General features: G+C 44.5%; 17 protein-coding genes. 5 read left to right on the top strand and 12 right to left on the bottom strand.

The window, feature by feature from the left end:
* Positions 1-15 precede the first annotated feature (15 nt).
* From nrdF to nrdI, 3 genes are read right to left on the bottom strand one after another with little or no spacing between them, the layout of a single operon-like run.
* Positions 16-990, bottom strand: a complete 975-nt coding sequence (gene nrdF, locus ACFFLE_RS00420; RefSeq protein ID WP_380569197.1) for a class 1b ribonucleoside-diphosphate reductase subunit beta — start codon at positions 988-990, stop codon at positions 16-18.
* A gap of 27 nt (positions 991-1,017) precedes the next feature.
* Complete coding sequence (gene nrdE / locus ACFFLE_RS00415) at positions 1,018-3,123, bottom strand: class 1b ribonucleoside-diphosphate reductase subunit alpha (protein ID WP_380569195.1); 2,106 nt, start codon at positions 3,121-3,123, stop codon at positions 1,018-1,020.
* Entirely contained in the window at positions 3,086-3,493 is a 408-nt protein-coding gene (nrdI, locus tag ACFFLE_RS00410) for a class Ib ribonucleoside-diphosphate reductase assembly flavoprotein NrdI (RefSeq protein ID WP_380569192.1), read from the bottom strand. Before nrdI ends, nrdE begins: the two co-directional genes overlap by 38 nt.
* Positions 3,494-3,850: 357 nt before the next feature.
* On the opposite strand from nrdI, the gene ACFFLE_RS00405 reads away from it, so the two are divergent.
* The gene (locus tag ACFFLE_RS00405; RefSeq protein ID WP_380569190.1) at positions 3,851-4,714 is read left to right on the top strand and encodes a DMT family transporter; all 864 of its coding nucleotides are present in this window, start codon (positions 3,851-3,853) and stop codon (positions 4,712-4,714) included.
* A 31-nt stretch (positions 4,715-4,745) separates the two neighbouring features.
* Here ACFFLE_RS00405 and recQ read toward each other — a convergent pair whose 3' ends face one another.
* From recQ to ACFFLE_RS00375, 6 genes are all read right to left on the bottom strand, one after another.
* The gene (recQ, locus tag ACFFLE_RS00400) at positions 4,746-6,536 is read right to left on the bottom strand and encodes a DNA helicase RecQ (protein ID WP_380569230.1); all 1,791 of its coding nucleotides are present in this window, start codon (positions 6,534-6,536) and stop codon (positions 4,746-4,748) included.
* 156 nt (positions 6,537-6,692) lie between these two features.
* A complete protein-coding gene (locus ACFFLE_RS00395; protein WP_380569187.1) occupies positions 6,693-7,634 on the bottom strand; it encodes a 5-oxoprolinase subunit C family protein in 942 nt (313 codons plus the stop codon).
* Positions 7,631-7,888 (bottom strand): hypothetical protein, encoded by a 258-nt coding sequence (locus tag ACFFLE_RS00390; RefSeq protein WP_380569185.1) that lies wholly within the window; start codon positions 7,886-7,888, stop codon positions 7,631-7,633. The genes ACFFLE_RS00395 and ACFFLE_RS00390 overlap by 4 nt, the downstream gene beginning before the upstream one ends.
* Before the next feature lie 19 nt (positions 7,889-7,907).
* Positions 7,908-8,141, bottom strand: coding sequence for a hypothetical protein (locus ACFFLE_RS00385; RefSeq protein ID WP_380569182.1), 234 nt, complete (start codon positions 8,139-8,141; stop codon positions 7,908-7,910).
* On the bottom strand, positions 8,125-9,825 hold the full coding sequence (locus ACFFLE_RS00380) for a chorismate-binding protein (RefSeq protein ID WP_380569228.1): 1,701 nt from the start codon (positions 9,823-9,825) through the stop codon (positions 8,125-8,127). The genes ACFFLE_RS00385 and ACFFLE_RS00380 overlap by 17 nt, the downstream gene beginning before the upstream one ends.
* Entirely contained in the window at positions 9,803-10,405 is a 603-nt protein-coding gene (locus ACFFLE_RS00375; protein WP_380569180.1) for an anthranilate synthase component II, read from the bottom strand. The genes ACFFLE_RS00380 and ACFFLE_RS00375 overlap by 23 nt, the downstream gene beginning before the upstream one ends.
* Positions 10,406-10,593: 188 nt before the next feature.
* On the opposite strand from ACFFLE_RS00375, the gene ACFFLE_RS00370 reads away from it, so the two are divergent.
* Together ACFFLE_RS00370 and ACFFLE_RS00365 are read left to right on the top strand one after the other, a co-directional pair.
* Positions 10,594-11,793: an MFS transporter gene (locus tag ACFFLE_RS00370; RefSeq protein WP_380569177.1), complete on the top strand. Its 1,200-nt coding sequence runs from the start codon at positions 10,594-10,596 to the stop codon at positions 11,791-11,793.
* Positions 11,794-11,888: 95 nt separating this feature from the next.
* On the top strand, positions 11,889-12,146 hold the full coding sequence (locus ACFFLE_RS00365; RefSeq protein WP_344704576.1) for a GlsB/YeaQ/YmgE family stress response membrane protein: 258 nt from the start codon (positions 11,889-11,891) through the stop codon (positions 12,144-12,146).
* Positions 12,147-12,178: 32 nt separating this feature from the next.
* Here ACFFLE_RS00365 and ACFFLE_RS00360 read toward each other — a convergent pair whose 3' ends face one another.
* Positions 12,179-12,466: a hypothetical protein gene (locus ACFFLE_RS00360; RefSeq protein ID WP_380569175.1), complete on the bottom strand. Its 288-nt coding sequence runs from the start codon at positions 12,464-12,466 to the stop codon at positions 12,179-12,181.
* A gap of 122 nt (positions 12,467-12,588) precedes the next feature.
* Between ACFFLE_RS00360 and ACFFLE_RS00355 the strand changes: the two genes are divergently transcribed.
* Positions 12,589-15,468, top strand: coding sequence for a DEAD/DEAH box helicase (locus ACFFLE_RS00355; protein ID WP_380569172.1), 2,880 nt, complete (start codon positions 12,589-12,591; stop codon positions 15,466-15,468).
* 35 nt (positions 15,469-15,503) lie between these two features.
* Here ACFFLE_RS00355 and ACFFLE_RS00350 read toward each other — a convergent pair whose 3' ends face one another.
* Positions 15,504-16,835, bottom strand: a complete 1,332-nt coding sequence (locus ACFFLE_RS00350) for a hemolysin family protein (RefSeq protein WP_380569170.1) — start codon at positions 16,833-16,835, stop codon at positions 15,504-15,506.
* 327 nt (positions 16,836-17,162) lie between these two features.
* Between ACFFLE_RS00350 and ACFFLE_RS00345 the strand changes: the two genes are divergently transcribed.
* Entirely contained in the window at positions 17,163-17,609 is a 447-nt protein-coding gene (locus ACFFLE_RS00345) for a MarR family winged helix-turn-helix transcriptional regulator (protein ID WP_380569168.1), read from the top strand.
* Positions 17,610-17,644: 35 nt separating this feature from the next.
* Here the strand turns inward: ACFFLE_RS00345 and fakB are convergent, their stop codons facing one another.
* Positions 17,645-18,496 (bottom strand): fatty acid kinase binding subunit FakB, encoded by an 852-nt coding sequence (fakB, locus tag ACFFLE_RS00340; RefSeq protein ID WP_380569166.1) that lies wholly within the window; start codon positions 18,494-18,496, stop codon positions 17,645-17,647.
* Between the last annotated feature and the right edge of the window lies 1 nt (position 18,497).

The following is an 18,497-nucleotide window of genomic DNA, read 5'->3' as shown; positions in this document are numbered from 1 at the left end:
TTATTTAGGATACTTCTATTTCACATCATCAAATATGAAGTCTTCATCCTGGATTGGCTCAACATTAAGCGCAATCACATAACCATCACCCTTGACACTGAAGAAGTCATGGTTTTTGGTCGTGGTATCCAGTGCGTTCTCTATAATCGGGTTGAAAGCCTTCTCTTCGAAGTAGGGTTCGAACCCTAGATTGGCGAGTGCCTTATTGGCATTATATTGGATATAATTCAGCACATCTTCAGTCAGGCCGATCTTATCGTACAGGGCTTTTGTATAGGCTTCTTCGTTTGCATAAAGTTCTTTGAGCATTTCGTACATCTCTTTATCGGCACGCTCCTGCTCTTCTGCAGACATATCCCCTTTCATGGATTGGGCATCCAGGCCAGTGAAGACGCCGTGGATGGATTCATCCAGCAGGATCTTCCTGATGATTTCCCCACTTGTCGTCATACGTCCCTGTCCGGCGAGATACAATGGATAATAGAAGCCGGAATAGAATAGGAACGATTCCAGGAATACGCTCGCGACGCGCGCCATATACTGATCGTATACAGATGCTTCGCTGTTGAATAATTTATGGTAGTATCCCACTATTTTAGCTGCCTTGAATTTAAGATGTTCATTCTCAAGCACCCATTCATCGAGGAGCACATTGGTCTCTTTGGAAGGGAGCAGCGTCGAAAATATATGGGAATAGGATTTCGCATGAATCTGCTCCATCATGCCCATGAAAGAGTACACCGCTTTTTTGCGGAGGTCATCAGTATGGAGCATGATGAGCGGCATGCCATCATCGGCCTGATGGGTATCGAGGCCGGTCAGTCCCGCCAATACTTTTTTGAAGGTATCCTTTTCATCTTCCGACATTCCTGCCCATGAAGCCAAATCTTTTGAGACTTTAAACTCCGACTCCACCCACATCTGGGATATATTTTGCCGCCAAAACACATTGGTCATGTCATCTTCTTTGTTCCAGTTAACTGCAATCATTTTAATGACTCCTTTATCCTTGCTCTCTTATATTGAACAGCTGGTGCACTCTTCGACACTGAGCAGTTTATTCCTTGTGTAGTACAGGGATTTCAATCCTTTGTGGTGTGCATATATATAAAGTCTGGCCAATTCTCTAGTCGAGATGTCTGAGTTTACATATAGGATCGTACTGATGCCCTGGTCGATATGCTGCTGGATTGTAGCAATCATGTCAATCAGCTTCATCTGGTCGGTATTGAATGCACTCTTGTAGTACCACATGGTTTCCGGAGACAGGAATGGCATTGGGTAGAATGTTTCAGAATTACCGTAAGTACGGCGCTCGATTGAATCTACAATCGGCATGACTGAGCTCGTTGCATTCTGGACATATGAAATGCTCTGGGTCGGGGCAATCGCAAGACGATAGGCATGGAACAGACCATGTTCTACAACCTCATCGCGGAGCGCCGCCCAATCCTGTTGCGTCGGGATATGGATATCAGTGAAAAGTTCTGCCACTTTATCAAATTCAGGTTCCACAACATCGTTGATGTAGCGTTCGAAATAGGCACCGTTCGCATACTCGGATTTTTCGAAACCTTTGAATGTCTTTTTGCGTTCCTTCGCAATCATCATTGATTTTTCGAGGGAATAGAAGTTAAGCAGCATGAAGAAGACATTCGCAAAATCCCTTGCTTCCGCAGACTCATAATTGATCTTGTTTTTAGCGAGGTAGCCATGTAGGTTCATTGCTCCAAGACCAACGGAATGCAATTCGTCATTCGCCTTTTTGACACCTGGCGCATTGGCGATGGCCGTAGAGTCACTCACTACAGTCAGTGCTTCAATGCCATCATGGACTGATTCCCGTACTTTTCCGGACTCCATCACATTCGCGATGTTCAAGGAACCTAAGTTACATGAAATATCTCTGCGGATCTCATCATCTGTACCATAATCATTGATTGTAGACGTTTCCTGCAGCTGGAAAATCTCAGTGCATAGGTTACTGATTTTTATCTGTCCGATATCCTTAAGCGGGTGCACTTTGTTGGCGTTATCTTTAAACATGATATATGGATAACCCGACTGGAGTTGTGTCTGTGCGATTGTATTGAGCATGTCGCGGGCATCCAGTTTGCGTTTTTTGACGTTGTCATTAGCCACCAGATCCTCATACATCTCATCAAGGTTCATGTCGTCCAGTGATTGACCGTATTCACGTTCTACCGTATGAGGCGCGAACAGATAGAACGGCTGGTTATCCTTAGCAAGATCAAAGAACTTGGATGGGATTACAAGGCCTGTTGAAATCGTAGCCAAACGCAGATCTTCATCAGCGTTCACTTTTTTCGTGTCCAGGAATTCAGGAAGATCATAATGGAAGATATTGAGATAGACGGCACCGGCCCCAGGTCTTTGTCCCAGCTGATCTGCATAGCCAAACCCATTCTCCAGTGATTTAGCTACAGGGAGCACCCCTTTAGCGACGCCTTCGATGCCTTTGATCGCTTCGCCGCGTGCCCGAAGTTTGGAAAGGTTGATCGCAACCCCGCCCCCTATTTTAGATAACTGTTTTGCCGTTGAATCGATATAGTTGATTGAGTTCAGGCTATCGTCGACTTCAAGCAGGAAACAAGAAACCATTTCTCCGCGTCTGGCCCGGCCTGCGTTCAGGAAGGTCGGCGTTGCCGGTTGATAGCGCTGTTCGATCATCGAGAGGATGAAACGTTTCGCACGCTCCTTATCTCCTTTAGCCAAGTAGAGGCTGACGATTACCACATGCTGTTTATAATCTTCAAGATAATATTTTTTATCATTTGTCTTCATTGTATAGTCTTTGAAAAACTTGCTGGCAGCCATATAGCTTTTAAACTTGAATGGAACACTGTCTGCGTATGCTACGATTTCAAGTACATCTTCATCTGTGTACTCCTGGAACAGATCGTAGTAGAAGTCATTGTCCACCAAATAATGCATCCGTTCCAATTCAGAATCGAAATGAATGGTGTTAGCCTTCACTTCCTCCATGAACACTTCAAGTGCTTCCTGGTCCTTATACAATTGGTAAAAGCCCGTTTCATCGCGCTTCGTCACTTCGTTGTTCAACTCAATATGATTGAATTTCTGATCGTCCATAACTTTCATATATAGCTCCTGCCTTTCCAAAGAATTCTTCCCTATCTTTTTGGGTTCCGTGCAGTTCAAACTTCATCAGCAATGGAACATTGTAATTTTCACTTATATCTTCACCTGCACGCGCAAAATTCTCGCCCCAGTTGCGGTTGCCGCTGGATGCGACTGCCATCATAAGGTCGTTGTTGACTTCAAGGAAGGCTTTCACCTCGTTCGGCACTCCCCCGAAACCATAGGTGCTGGTTACCAATATAAATGGCTCATGTATGCGTTCATCTTTGTTTGAAGCACGTATCTCATAAGTATCATAGTCTTCAGCAATTCCAGAACCGTTGATGAAGCGTCTGACGTTTCCAGTCATCGAATAGAATGCAATGATCATGCCACCCCTCCTTTTCCATGCTATCGTAAAAACGGAGCGGACGAACTGGAGTTCGTCTTCATCCATCCTGCATCATTATAATTTTACACGTTTAGTGTTTAAGTTAAACACTATATATTGTGTCTTAGTATTATTCGGTACACAATATATACGTATGACATATCCTATGATGCCATATTGGCATTTAATTTACAATGGCATTAAAAGGAATTTCATTGCGCATAATATCACCTTGACAACTCCAAAGGTGCACCATAAGTATGTTATACTATATCGGAAATTCTTCTAAATTTTTTTGTGTAAAATTCCAGAATGTAAAACCTTGAAATAAAATATAAAGATGGAGTTGGCATAATAATGAACAATACCGTAAAAGGCATCATTGCCTTGCTTATTTCTTCACTTGGATTCAGTCTGATGGCTCTTTTTGTAAAATATAGCGGTGACTTGCCTACTGCCCAAAAAGCATTTTTCAGAAACTTTGTGGCGATGCTCGTCGCCTTGCCCTTTGCATTGTACTACAAAGAAAGACTTTTTGGTCATGGGAGGAACCAGGGGCTTCTGCTCCTCAGATCGTCGTTTGGACTGCTTGGAGTTCTGCTGAACTTCTTTGCCATCGATAAGATGGTGCTTAGTGATGCGGATATACTCAACAAGCTGAGTCCGTTCTTCACCATCATTCTCTGTGCGATCTTCCTGAAGGAATATATACGCAGATATCAGATGACCTCCATCATCATCGCTTTTGCTGGAGCTGTTTTTATAATCAAGCCTTCCCTCTCAAGCGAGACGGTATATGCTCTGATTGCTGTGCTCGGTGCTCTATCTGCTGCAGGAGCCTATACTGTTCTTCGTGTCCTTGGCAGCCGGGAAAAATTCTACACTGTAGTATTTTATTTTTCATTCTTTTCTTCGGTCGCCCTGCTCCCGTTCTTCATATGGAATTTTGAACCAATGACCACTGTGCAGTTTTGGCTGCTCGTATCGGCAGGTATATTCGCTGCGCTTGGCCAATTTGGTCTTACCATCGCCTATAGTTATGCCCCGGCACGTGAAATTTCGATTTTCTTCTATTCCACTATCCTGTATACTGCAATCTTCAGCATCATCTTCTTCAAAGAGGTGCCGGATATGCTCTCCATAGTCGGCTACATCATCATCTTCGGGGCAAGCTACTACATGTTCATGAAGAACAGACCGCCGAAACATTCTAAAATATGACAAGAAACAGCCGGCCAATGGGCCGGCTTATTTATTTCGCCTCTTGCATCTGGCGTTTATAGCTGTTGATTGTTTCAAGAAAATCGGGGCAGTAGTGCTTGAGCTTGTAATTGCCCACACGATGTATATTTACCATGTCCTGCTTGGACTGTGGCGTTTTTTTGGCAAACTCCCGCAGTATATTATCCGTAAATATGTCTTCTTCCCGGACGCCATGCTTTTCAGCAAGATGATACCTCGTTTCTGCAAGCTTGGCAAAAAGAATTTCATTCGGCGAAGATGTGGTACTGATATCGACTTTTTCATTGAAGTGTTTCCTGAAAGGCATGGTGTAGAGGGTGCGTTCGCCTTCCAGGACTACCTTGCTCCTCTCAGCGAGTTCGAGTCCACCTGCCTCCATATGGAGATAGCCCCTGTAGATGAGCTCTTCCAATATATGATTGAGCTCACTCGTCAAATAGTGCGCCATGGTACCGAAAGCAGCTGATTCATCTAGCTGGAAGGCAATCACGTTTTCTGCCATTTCCCCTCTCAACACTTGTATGGTCTGTTCTTTAGTCATCCTCACAGCATTTTGTGACACAGCCTGCATGACAAGCTTGGCTTCAGCTGTCATGTCATATGTGCGCCCCTTCTCCCTGCAGTTTGAACATTGGCCACACTCGACCACATATTCATCTTCATTAAAATATTTGATGATGAAGCTGCTCAGACATTTGCTTGTGCGATTATATTGAATCATGCGGTCAAGCTTAGCCCTCATGTGATCTTTATACTGATCCGTCGAGTTGGAACGGTCTATGAAGAATTGGTGCAGACCGATATCCCGCGGGCTTGACAGCAGTATACACTCACTCGCTGCCCCGTCCCTTCCCGCACGTCCAATCTCCTGGTAATAGCTCTCAAGATCGCCAGGCAGATTATGATGGATGATGAACCGTATGTCGGGTTTATCGATTCCCATGCCGAAGGCGTTCGTCGCCACCGCCAAATCCACTTCCCCATCTATGAACCGCTGCTGATTGCGGTTTCTTTCATCTTTTGCAAGTCCACCGTGATAGATGATGTTATCGATGCCATATTCTTTGAGATGGCCAGACAACTTCTCCACCTCTGCACGTGTTGCTGCATAGATGATACCCGACTCACCACTATGCGCCTCGACATAGGTACGGATGAATTGCTCCCGCTGGTAGGTCGGATTGACACTGAGTTGCAGATTATTGCGGGCCACACTTGTCGTATAGACATTCTGCGGAGCAATGTCCAACAATTCCATTATATTAGTTTGTACTTCTTCTGTTGCAGTGGCGGTCAACCCCATCGTTACAGCATCTGGTATCAATGATTTCAATACGGGTATGATGTTTTGGTAGCTCGGTCTGAAGTCATGGCCCCATTTGGATATGCAGTGCGCTTCATCGAAAGCGACAAGGGACACATTCATGCGTGTAATCATCTGCTTGAACGCTTCATTATTAAAACGCTCAGGAGCCACATATAGAAATTGATAGGCGCCTGCTTCAAGGCCCGCATTTATATGCTCCACTTCCTGTCTTTTCAAGGTGGAATTCAGATAGGCGGCTGGAATACCTTGCCTATTCAACGCTTCCACCTGATCCTGCATAAGAGATATCAACGGGGAGATGACCAACGTCAAACCTTCGAGCTTCAATCCCGGCACCTGGAAAGTAATCGATTTTCCTGAGCCGGTCGGAAGCACTCCAAGGGTATTGTTTCCATGCATTACAGATTCTATGATTTCCCTTTGCTTAGGCCTGAAGTTTTCAAATCCAAAATATTGCTTTAGAGTCTTTTCCATTTCCATAATAATACCATTCCCATTTTTTGCCTTGGTCGGCAACCCTTATTTCTGATATATCATTATACCTTATTTTGCATCCCATTTGTTGTAGAACAAGTCTGCTATCTTACCCGAGGGCAGAAAAAAATCCCAGGCTGCAGCCTGGGCAGAATTCTACATTTTCTCTTTTATCAGTTCTTTTGATAATTTATAGTCAATCGCCTTAAACAGGCTTTTCACCCAAAGATGATGCGCATATAGATTGGCATGGGCATCTTCTGCAGATATGCATTTGAATTGAATTTTAGATCCCGGACGTTTCTGCACAAGTTTGTGCAGATGATAAGAAGGAATCGTCCCTATGTGCGATGCTTTAATGGACGCATCGAAATCGTTCAATGCAAGAAGTGGCTGTTCCTCTGAAATATAGACACCGCCCCGGATACCGGCATGTTCCATATTTTGAGGGGACAGATTGATTCGTCGCCCTTCAAGATGCAGTGCGATGCGATACTCTTCATATTGTACCGTATACTCTCCCTCCTCCAATGCTTCATAGACTGAATCAGGAATATCCGGACGCTTTACAAGATGGTATGTATCCGATATATACACTTCAACCAGGGCGTAGGTGTCGACTCCCCAATTCACTTCGTTATGCCGGTTCAACTTATTGAACAGTTCGTCATGTTGCTGTGTATACTCACGGCACATGAGAACCTCATCCCCAGATTCCAGGATGTTCGAACCCTCAACTTTAATTCCACCGGCTACTGCAAGATACACCCTGTTTCCTCGCGTTGCTTCTTGGAATACAAGTTCGTCCCCTTTATCGAATAGGTATATCCGGTTTACGTAAATGCTACGGTCGCCTGATTTTGCCATAAATTCCGCTCCGGAGAATGCAATTATGGTCGGTTCGGTGAACTTTATCGTGCCTGGGCGTAACGTCATCTCTATCGTCGGCTGATCGACACGATTCCCCACAAGCTGGTTTGCAAGCCTATGTGCCAGACGGTCACATGCACCGTTATAGTGATTATTTTGGTCTGAAGGTCCTGGATCCAAAGTCTGGAGCAACGTCAACATTCCACTATCCTTTATGATCAGACTCATATGGAGATCTCCATCCTTTCGAGAAATTTCTCTGCTTCAATCATGGCTTTATGGCCAGGTTCTATCGTATTCTCCGCTTCCATGATGACTACGGGTGAATATTGAAAGGTAATCGTATTTTCAGTCGTCGACACTTTCGTCAAATATGCATGCCCCCGATCTTCGAACAACCGGACTGCTTGTATCCGCACGGCCTCATCCAGCGCTTCTTCGCTCTGATAGGTGATGTGGCAATCTCCATTGCAAAAAATCATGGTTGCACCTCCTAAAGTTTTATTTATCCTTGTAGAACATTCCTAATTCATCTGCGACGAAGTCCGTCATGCCGCTGATGATAAGTTGAACCAAAAGAATCGCTATAGCTACTCCGATAAATGCAAAAAGTACGCCGATTATTTTAACATTATTTTCAATCAGATACGTCACAATAAAATGTGTGCCAATTACAATCGCAATTATCAATATCATCCATAAAAGGACCATCATGCCTTCACCTCTGAACTTCAAGTTTGACCTCGACCCATTCCCTTAGGCTATTGATCATATATATTTCAATTTCACCTTGCTCATATCGACGGGTGAACTCATCTAAATCATAATCCCTTTCCGATATGACACCATCGTTGATGAGAGATGTGCGCATGACCCCCTCAAGCAGTCCTGTATCGGCTGAAGGAGTGAAATAACCATCCTTTTCCATCACAACCAGGTTCCCGAGATTGAACTCTGTGATTTGACGCTTTTTATTATAATACAAAACGAGAGGAAATTCATTGCTCGCCCCCCCATAGTGATGGCGTATGCTTGTCTTGTTTGATAGGAATTCAGCCGGGCTGTCGATTGCTTCATCGTGGATCTTTGCCTGCATGCGCTCCGTGGCCCCCCTCTCTTCATGGGTGAACGATATTTCTCCACTGTCATCTATCAGCGCCCGTACTTTAAAGACAATGCCTTCTGTTAATGCGTGATGTCGCAAATAGGCGGCGAGGGCTCTTTTGAAATCAGGCTGCCGGAAGCCAAGGCTCCTACTGGAGTGATCTACACGCGCCTCGTGAAGATCTAGTCGCGCTATTTCACCTGACTCAAAACGCATCGTTTCAATCAATTTGTATCTGCCCGCTTCCAAAAAGGCGGTTTTCGCAACAATCTCATCATATTCAGCGGTAGGCAGTGAATCATATGTAATGCCTCCACCTGCCCCGTATTCAAATTGCCCTTCCCTGATATGCAGTGTGCGTATCGGGACGTTGAACACTTGGCTCCGATCTGGATGGATGATCCCTATTGCGCCACAATAGTACCCTCGAGGCGTGCTCTCGAGACGGCTGATGATATCAATCGTCGAACGCTTGGGGGCTCCTGTGATCGAACCGCATGGGAACAGGGCATCGATGATATCAGCAGTACGGCGTCCATCCGTGAGCTGGGCTTCGATCTTCGAAGTCATCTGATAGACCGTTTCATACTGTTCTATTTTAAATAGTTCAGGCACCCTGACACTCCCTCTTTCCGCCAACTTTGACAGATCATTGCGAAGCAGGTCGACAATCATCACATTCTCGGCCTGGTCCTTCTTCGAATACCTGAGAAAATCATAGCTCCTCTGATCTTCCTCGGGATCTCTATACCTTCTTGAAGTCCCTTTCATCGGCCGGGCGCTGATTTTGCCATGTGCATCCTTCTCAAAGAACAATTCCGGTGAGCAGCTGACGATCGTGTCTTCACCATGGTGGATAAAAGCAGCATAATCTCCATTGTTGCGGGAAGTCAATTGTTCAAACAAAGCATGTGCGTTCCCGCTGAAGCCCCCTCTCAGCCGGGTGGTATAGTTGACTTGATATGTATGTCCATCCTTGATGTAATTCCGTATTTCTTCGATGTCCCTCTTGATTTTAGAAGGGGAATCGATGAATTCCGGTCTTCCCATTAAGTAGCCTCCATATTCACCATAGGCGGACTGGAAGACACTCCGTTCCACAGGCGACTCGAACACTCCGATGATGAACGGCCCCCCTTCTTTGGCTTCATAGCTGAGTGACGGGATGATGTAACACCCTTGATCGATATATCTTTCGATGCTTTGGAGTGCTTCCTGCAACGACATATCTTTCTCTGTAAACACTGCTTTTGGATGGGCAAAATAAAGCGGCCGACTATCCGCCTTTCTTTTAAATTTTATATGGACTTGCATTTTCTTCACCTTTCTCCATTTCTTCAATGAAGAGTCTGAGCTGATCAAGACCCCATTCTGAAAGTATCGATTCCGGATGGTACTGCATCCCATAGATCGGCAAACTCTTGTGCCTGATCGCCATGATGTCGCCTTCATCGGTCCACGCCGACACCATGAGCCCCTCCGGCACTTCTCCCAGGCATGTAAGCGAATGGTAGCGCGTTACAGAAAAACGTTCAGGCAAGCCTTTGAAGAGGGTCCCGCCATCATGCGAAATTTCAAATGTATGGCCATGGATGGGACGCGAACCATGCGCCACCCTGCCACCGCACATGTGCCAAAGCATCTGATGCCCAAGGCATACGCCGAGAATGGGCATAGTGCCCCAATACCGTCCGACGAAATCAATGACCTCGGGGCGGGCTCCCGGGTGGGAAGGCCCAGGGGAGATGATCATACCGGCAATGTCTTTCATATCGATGAAGTCTAGCATGGCTGGTGTGATGGTCACAACTTCGATATCCTGCCTCGCCTTTTCCAAATAGTGGATTATATTGTATGTAAACGAATCGTAGTTATCAATCATCAGCAGTTTCATCGGGAGAAAATTCCTTTGCATTTATTTTACATTATTTTAACACACTATCTTTTCTCACAGAAATCCAAAGATGGTCCCTCCAAGCTGAAAAAAAGTGTCATATGTTGTAGAATATATAATAGTATTCCTTTCGAAATACGAAGTAATATGGACTTCACCAAATCTAAAAGCGAGAAGGTTGTAATTTTATGGCACATGATAAAAATAAAATATGGACCAGAGATTTTGTACTTATCGTCATCGTAAATTTCTTCATCTTTACTGCCTTCCAGATGACCCTGCCAACATTACCGCTTTTCGTCAAAGAGATTGGCGCAAGCGATAGATGGGTCGGACTTGTTGTGGGCATATTCACATTTTCTGCTTTGCTCATCCGTCCAAGCGCGGGCAAAATGCTTGATACAAAGGGGCGCGCCCCGGTCTTTCTGACAGGGCTGCTGCTATTTGTCCTCTCAATGTTCTCACTAGCTGCAAGTTTTACTATCGCACTATTGCTCGCAGTCCGCATCATGCAAGGTATAGGTTGGGGACTGTCAAGCACGTCAGCCGGCACCATCGCCACAGACCTTGTCCCTAAGAAAAGACGCGGGGAAGGGCTCGGTTACTATGGCCTCAGTGGTAACATCGCACTCGCTTTCGGGCCGGCTCTTGGACTCTTTCTCGTCGACCAGATATCATTCACTCTGCTCTTTTCAATATGTGGCGTTCTCGGACTTACTGCGCTTATCCTTGCAATAAATATCCGCTATCAAAAGCCCGAAGCTCCCGATAATTCCATAAAGGAAAAGAGCACCTATGTGCCACGATTCGATATTGTCGAGCGTCAGGCATTACCCGCAGCTTCGCTCCTATTCTTCATAACTGTAACATTTGGCGGTATCGCTGCATTCCTCCCCGTCTACACTTATGAGCGGGGCTTCGATCCTACTTTCATCCAATTCTACTTTGTCATCTATGCAGCCTTTCTTATGCTCTCCCGCATAGTCGCGGGAAAATTGTATGACAAAAAAGGAATTACAATCGTGTTCGTACCGGGTGCGCTCGCAATCATTACTGCCATGATACTACTTGGCATTATGGCCACCCCGTATTATCTGTTCATTGCTGCAGCATTATACGGGTTCGGCTTCGGCTGTGTGCAGCCTGCCCTACAGGCTTGGGCTGTGAACCGTGCTGACAACAATCGCCGTGGCATGGCCAATGCGACCTTCTTTTCAGCTTTTGATATGGGGGTTGGACTTGGTGCAATCAGTTATGGATTCATCGCTGAAGCGTTCGGCTACAGCACCATCTATTTCACCAGTGCATTCAGCGTCACATTGTCATTGATACTTTTCCTGTTCATCATGAGACATTACAGGAAAAAAGATAGGATGGCTGCAGATTAATGTTTGCTTTCGCCAACGCGGGGTATATTCCAACTAGAACGATGCATTATTTAATCTGTTAAATTAAATTTGAGCATTATAAGGAGGAAATATCCATGGGTTGGATTATTACATTAATTGTCGGTGGTATCATTGGTTGGCTTGCTGGCCTTATATTAGGTAAAGATGTGCCATTCGGCATTATCGGTAACATCATTGCAGGTCTTGTGGGCGCTTCGATTGCAAATGCGCTGGGACTAAGCTTCGGCCCACAATTGGGTGGCGTCAGCATCCTTGGTGGACTGATCGGTGCAATCATCCTGATTTTGATTGTATCATTCATCATGAAAGCGCTCGGAGGCAACAAAGCATAATAACACTTATGGAAGATCCCCTGTAACGGACGTTACAGGGGATCTTTTTCCTCGTCTTCAATAAGCCATCTTGACTCTTTTGATTCCACTAGCCGCTTCTGTTCACGTTCCTCTTTTATACGGTCAAGCTCCATCTGCATCTGTTTATTCTCAAGAAGGAAATTTTCTTGCTTCAAACGCTCTACTTCCTTCTCCTCCTGAAGTTTCCTTATCGCCATCTTCTCTTTCTTCTGTCTGTGACCGACGTTGATCGCATAAAGTGGAATCGAAAACACTAAGACGACGGGTAATGTTGCTACTATAAATTCTAATATACCCATAGGGCCACCACCTTCATTTAAAACCATCTTATCATATACTGACGGGAATTTTATCGATTTAGCAGTCGATCTTGGAATCTGTTACCCCTTTCAATATAATGGGATGAAAGAGGTGGATGTCCATGGAACTGAATGAAATGAATCTATTGAACGCCTATGAACGAGGATTTATCGATCAAGATGCAGAAAAGGTCGCCCATCATCCTCCACAGATGATCATCAATTCAAAAGAAGAAAATGTCCTGTCTTCCATACTCGATGAGATGGAAGGGTGTGACGCATTCTTCATTTCCGTCGCTTTCATCACTGAGGGCGGCCTTGCTACATTAAAAACAACGTTGCACGAGCTCGCGAAAAGGAATGTAAGAGGAAAAATCATCACCTCTACCTATTTGAATTTCAATAAACCGAAAGTTTTCAAAGCACTACTCAATATTCCGAACATAGATGTCAGAATAGCTGATAAACAGGGATTTCACGCAAAAGGATATGTCTTCAGCAATGCAGCCTATTCCTCCCTCTTCATAGGGAGTTCAAATTTGACGGACTCCGCACTGAAAAAGAATTATGAATATAATCTTAAATTGACAAGCCTTGATAATGGGGCGGTCCTGAACCATTTCAGGGATCAATTCTATTCCTTATGGAATGAAGCCACTCCTGTTGATGCCACTTGGATCATGGAATATGAGCGCATCTATAAAGAACAGCCAGACAAAAAGAAAGTGCTCGAAATCATCGAAGACCGTTCCAAATATCAATACAGGACGTCAGGGGCCGGAGGAATAGCGCCGAATTTCATGCAGCAGGAAGCACTGCACTCCCTCAAACAGCTTAGGGTGAAAGGCCATGATAAGGGCCTTGTGGTATCCGCTACAGGAACCGGCAAGACGTATCTATCCGCCTTTGACGTAAAGCAATTCCGACCAAAACGTATGCTTTTCTTGGCCCACCGTGAGCAGATCCTTGAAAAAGCCAGACAGGATTTCATGACTCTCCTGGAAGACTCGCCTTCCTCATTTGGCGTATTCAGTGGCAATCAAAAATCAACCCACAGTAAATATCTGTTTGCAACGGTCCAGACGATGTCGAATGAAGATACTCTGAGTCAATTCAATCCAGCGGAGTTCGACTATATAATAGTAGATGAAGCACATCGTTCAAGCGCGCGTACATACAGAAGAATCATCAATCATTTCAAACCATCTTTCCTGCTTGGCATGACAGCAACTCCTGAGAGGACTGATGATAATGAGATCTTCGGTCTATTCGACTATAATATCGCTTATGAAATACGGCTCCAAAAAGCTTTAGAGGAAGAAATACTCGCACCCTTCCATTATTTCGGGGTGACTGATTATGAGACGGAAAGTCTCAAAATCGATGATACAAGCGCGTTGTCGGACCTCACCGATACTGAGCGGATCAGGCATCTCCATGAGAAGATCCAATACTATGGATATTCGGGCGAAACGCTTTGTGGGCTGATGTTCGTTTCCAATAAACGAGAAGCCGAGGAGATCAGCCACGCACTCAATTTGCTCGGTTATCGTACTCTTGCATTGACTGGAAGTGATTCACAGGATACACGGAGGAATGCTGTAAGGAGTCTTGAGGATGGTCACCTCGATTACATCGTTACAGTGGATATATTCAATGAAGGAATCGACATCCCTCCGGTCAATCAAGTCGTCATGCTGAGGCAGACACAATCAAGCATCATCTTCATCCAACAACTCGGGAGAGGACTCAGGAAGCACGATGATAAAGAATATCTTACCGTTATAGACTTCATCGGCAACTATAGAAACAATTATATGATTCCGATTGCCCTAACAGGAGATAACTCCTATAGTAAGGATAATTTGAGGCGTTCACTGATTGACCGTACCCCCCTTCAAGGGGTTTCGACCATCAATTTCGAAGCCATCGCAAAAGAGAAAATCTATCAAGCCATTAATGCGTCTTCTTTGGACAACTTGAGGCACTTGAAGGAGATGTATGTATACCTCAAGAATAAAATCGGGAGGAAACCTACACTAGTAGACTTCTACTACGATAAGGATGTGGTCGATCCGATGATCATCCTCAATAAATACAGGCATTACCCGGAATTCCTCCAGAAGATTAAAGAAGAAGATAGCACTCTAGAGGACCGGATGGATAAGATGCTGACTTTCCTTTCGAAAGAACTGACCGGTGGAAAACGCATCGTCGAAATGCATCTGCTAACAGCCCTCATGGAAGGTCCTGTAGATAAGGATGAATTTCAGATGGAGATGCACAAACAAGGATATTACATGTCTGATGCAGTAATGGATTCTGTCATAAGGGTATTTACACTCGAATTTTTCAGGCAACAGGATATCTTGAAATACGGTTATCCCCTCATTCGTCTGGACAACGATTATATACATCCTTCGGCGACACTCGAGTCCGCTCTCCATTCAAAGGTCTTCATGAAGCATTGCAGACAAATCATGGAACTTTCCTTATTGAACAGCAATCAATATGATCAATCCCGGCCATTGACCCTTAACCAGAAGTATTCCAGAAAAGACGTCTGCCGTATGCTGAATTGGCAAAAGGATGAAGCTTCCACAATGTACGGCTATAAACAAAAACACGGGACATGTCCGGTGTTCATCACCTATCATAAAAATGAAGCGGTGGAAGACACCATTAAATACGACGATGAATTCCTTGACCGCCATACGCTCAAATGGTTCACAAGAAGCAACAGGACATTGGCTTCGAAAGAAATCAAATCCATACTCGATGGCCACAAAAATGGGATGCCGATTCATATATTCGTCAAAAAAGATGATGATGAAGGCACTGCCTTCTATTATCTTGGAAAAAGCCGGATTGATTATCGGACTCTGCAGGAAACTGTGATGCCTGGAGCATCCGGCAAACCAGTCGTGACAATGCATATGGTAATGGAATCTCCCGTGGAATATAATATCTATAGATACCTCGATGCGAATGTCGTGAACTAGAACAGCGTCCCCCATATATGGGGGACGCTGTTGTATTATGTTTCTTCATCGTCTTCAATGGTTCGGTTGTGATCTTTTAGGAGTGCCACTTTTTTAATCAGATGGTTATCCATATCAAGGACAATCCATCTATCGTCAGCCGTATCTATCGTATCGTCGATCTCAAGGTCGGTATTGATGCTCTGCAGCCAACCACCTATGGTATCGATATCATCACTATCATTGAAGTTCAGATCGAATTGTTCTTCCAAATCATCAATCAACACCCGCCCAGTGATATGATAGATGTTTTCCTCAACCTTTACAATATCCGGCTGTTCGTCCTCATCAAACTCATCCCGGATTTCCCCGACTATCTCTTCTAGGATGTCTTCCATTGTAATCATCCCGGCCGTGCCACCGTATTCATCGATGATCAACGCGATATGCACACGCTCGCGTTGCATTCTGACCAGTGCATCACTGATGCGTGACACCTCTGTAATCATCGGGATTTCATGTATATGGTCTGCCGGGGTCACTTCTTCATCGGAAACATGGTTCGTCAAAAATTCCCTAACATTTATGAAGCCGATAATCTGATCTTTATCTCCGCTTTCTTCCGTTATGGGGTAACGCGTAAAGTTGTGCTCCTTGATTGTCGCGATGACGTCATCTATATTAACAGGGTCTGCCATTGTGATCATCTGAGTCCTTGGCACCATGACGTCTTTCGCCAACCTCTCATCAAATGAAAATATATTTTGCATATAGGCGAGTTCAGTCTGGTTTATTTCCCCACTCTGATAACTCTGTGTCATTATGATCTTCAGTTCATCTTCTGAGTGAGCTTGCTCAACGGGCACATCTTTAAGGCCAAAGGTCCTGACGAGGAATCTCGCAGTGCCGTTCATCAACCAGATGAATGGTTTCATGATGGCGCCAAAAAAAGCAAGCGGGCCGGAGAGGGCAAGCGCCAACTTTTCAGCACACTGGACTGCAATCGTCTTAGGCGCAAGTTGTCCTATGACGACGTTCAGGAATGTGACTATTACAAAGGCCACACCAATAATCAATGGCGTCGTCAATTGATCGGGCACCCCCAACATTTCGAAGAGCGGCGCCAACACACCAGCAAAAGTGGATTCACCGATCCACCCAAGTGCAAGTGCAGTAACAGTAATACCCAATTGACACGCGGACAGGTAATAATCAAGTTTCCCTGTCATCTTGCGCAAACGCTGTGCTTTTTTATCCCCTTCTTCAGCTAGTTGTTCAATACGCGACATCCGGGCTTTGACAAGTGCAAATTCAGAGCCTACAAAAAACATTGTGAGCAATATAAGTATTATAAAAAAAATCAAGTTCCATAATGTGGTTATATCCAATCAGTTCCCTTTTTTAAAAGGGATTCACCTCCGGTAATATGTGACTGCAATTCTGCGCGGTATGCTTTTTGAAACTATATTTCTGCAGTGGGCCGGCTTTTCAATGGACATATTAATGTTCAGATTCGTCTTCCCAATTGCAGTCACCTCCCAAAAGTTATAATTATGATTATTTTACCATACATCATTTTATGATTGCTACCGTACTTCATTCCTTATCCTTTTGATCAAGGTATAAGGGCCCTTAATATTTATATTGAATTCGCATATAATTGCTTGTATAATAACTGAAGGGACACATGATAAACAGAATGGAGGTTGTCTTTAATGACTAAACCCTCTTTGGACAAGCGCCTCTGCTTTAATGTATATAGTCTGCACCACCAGATCAGCCGCTTCTACAATAAGTCCGTGCTGACAGAAATGGAGATTACTTATCCACAGTTTTTGGTTTTGAATATTTTACTGGATAAGGAACAGGTCAACATCAAAATGTTGGCTGAAACATTGCGGCTCGACACCGGAACCATTTCTCCCCTGATAAAGCGGATGGAACGGCTTGGACTTGTACATCGTTTTAGAAACCCCACTGATCAACGCCTTGTAATCTTGGAGCCTACAGAACATGGTAGAAAAATGGGAAAACAGTTGGAAGAAGCTTTTGAAGCTTTTGATGATGTAATCAGCCTGACAACTGAAGAGGAGTCCCTCTTTCTTGAATATATACAGCATCTCAATGTGAGACTTGCTGAAAAAAATGCAGCCCGGAAATGATTCCGGGCTGCATTTTCTTGTTTGTTCCGACTTACTCATCTTCCCTTGGTAAAGCCAAATCCGATGGTGCCATGACCGGCATGGACACCTGCCACAGTGACGAGTGGTTCTATAACCAATTTGACATCCGGCAGATGTGTTTCCAGTCGTTCTTTCCATTCTTCGGTCAAATCGATGCCACCTGCATAGACAATCGCAATGGTACTTACCGATTTTTCCTTGACATATTCTTCCAATTTTTCCATTACATTATTGATGATTTTCTTTTTTGTACGGATCTTTTCTCCAATGACTACTCTTCCATCATCGAATTCAAGCTTCAAATGGATATTCAATACAGAAGCGAGCATCGATTGTGATGCCGATACTCTGCCACTCTTCCTCATCTGGTTGAAGCTTTTAGGCAACAGATATAATTGAGTGTGGTCGGTCATTCCTTGGATTTCCTTTACCACTTCTTCAATTCCTTTGTCAGATCCTTTCGAGTCGACAGCATGCTCCACCATCTGCTTCATAGGGTAGCTTCCAATACGGGAGTCAATGACATGGACCGGCTTGTCGATGTTTTCAGAAGCACTCAGCGAACTTTGGTAAGTCCCGGTAAGTTCGCTGGATGCATGGATTGCAATGATCGAATCAAATGAGTCATCCATTTCTATCTTCTCATAGATCTCCATGAACTCACCGATTGTCGGCTGCGACGTTTTAGCGCCCTCCCCACTCTGCTTCAGCATATCGTAAATCTCTTCAGTTGTTGCATCAACGCCGTCCCTATAGGCGACTCCGTCGATGATGACAGACATCGGCAATACGAAGACATCATGTTCTTCTGCATACTCTTTTTCTACACCTGAGGAAGAATCCGTCACGATTGCTGTTTTCTTCATC

The organism is Salinicoccus siamensis, from assembly GCF_042429615.1.
GTDB classification, from domain to species: domain Bacteria; phylum Bacillota; class Bacilli; order Staphylococcales; family Salinicoccaceae; genus Salinicoccus; species Salinicoccus siamensis.
Note: the sequence above shows the minus strand (reverse complement) of the source record. Positions and strands in the feature narration are given on the sequence as shown.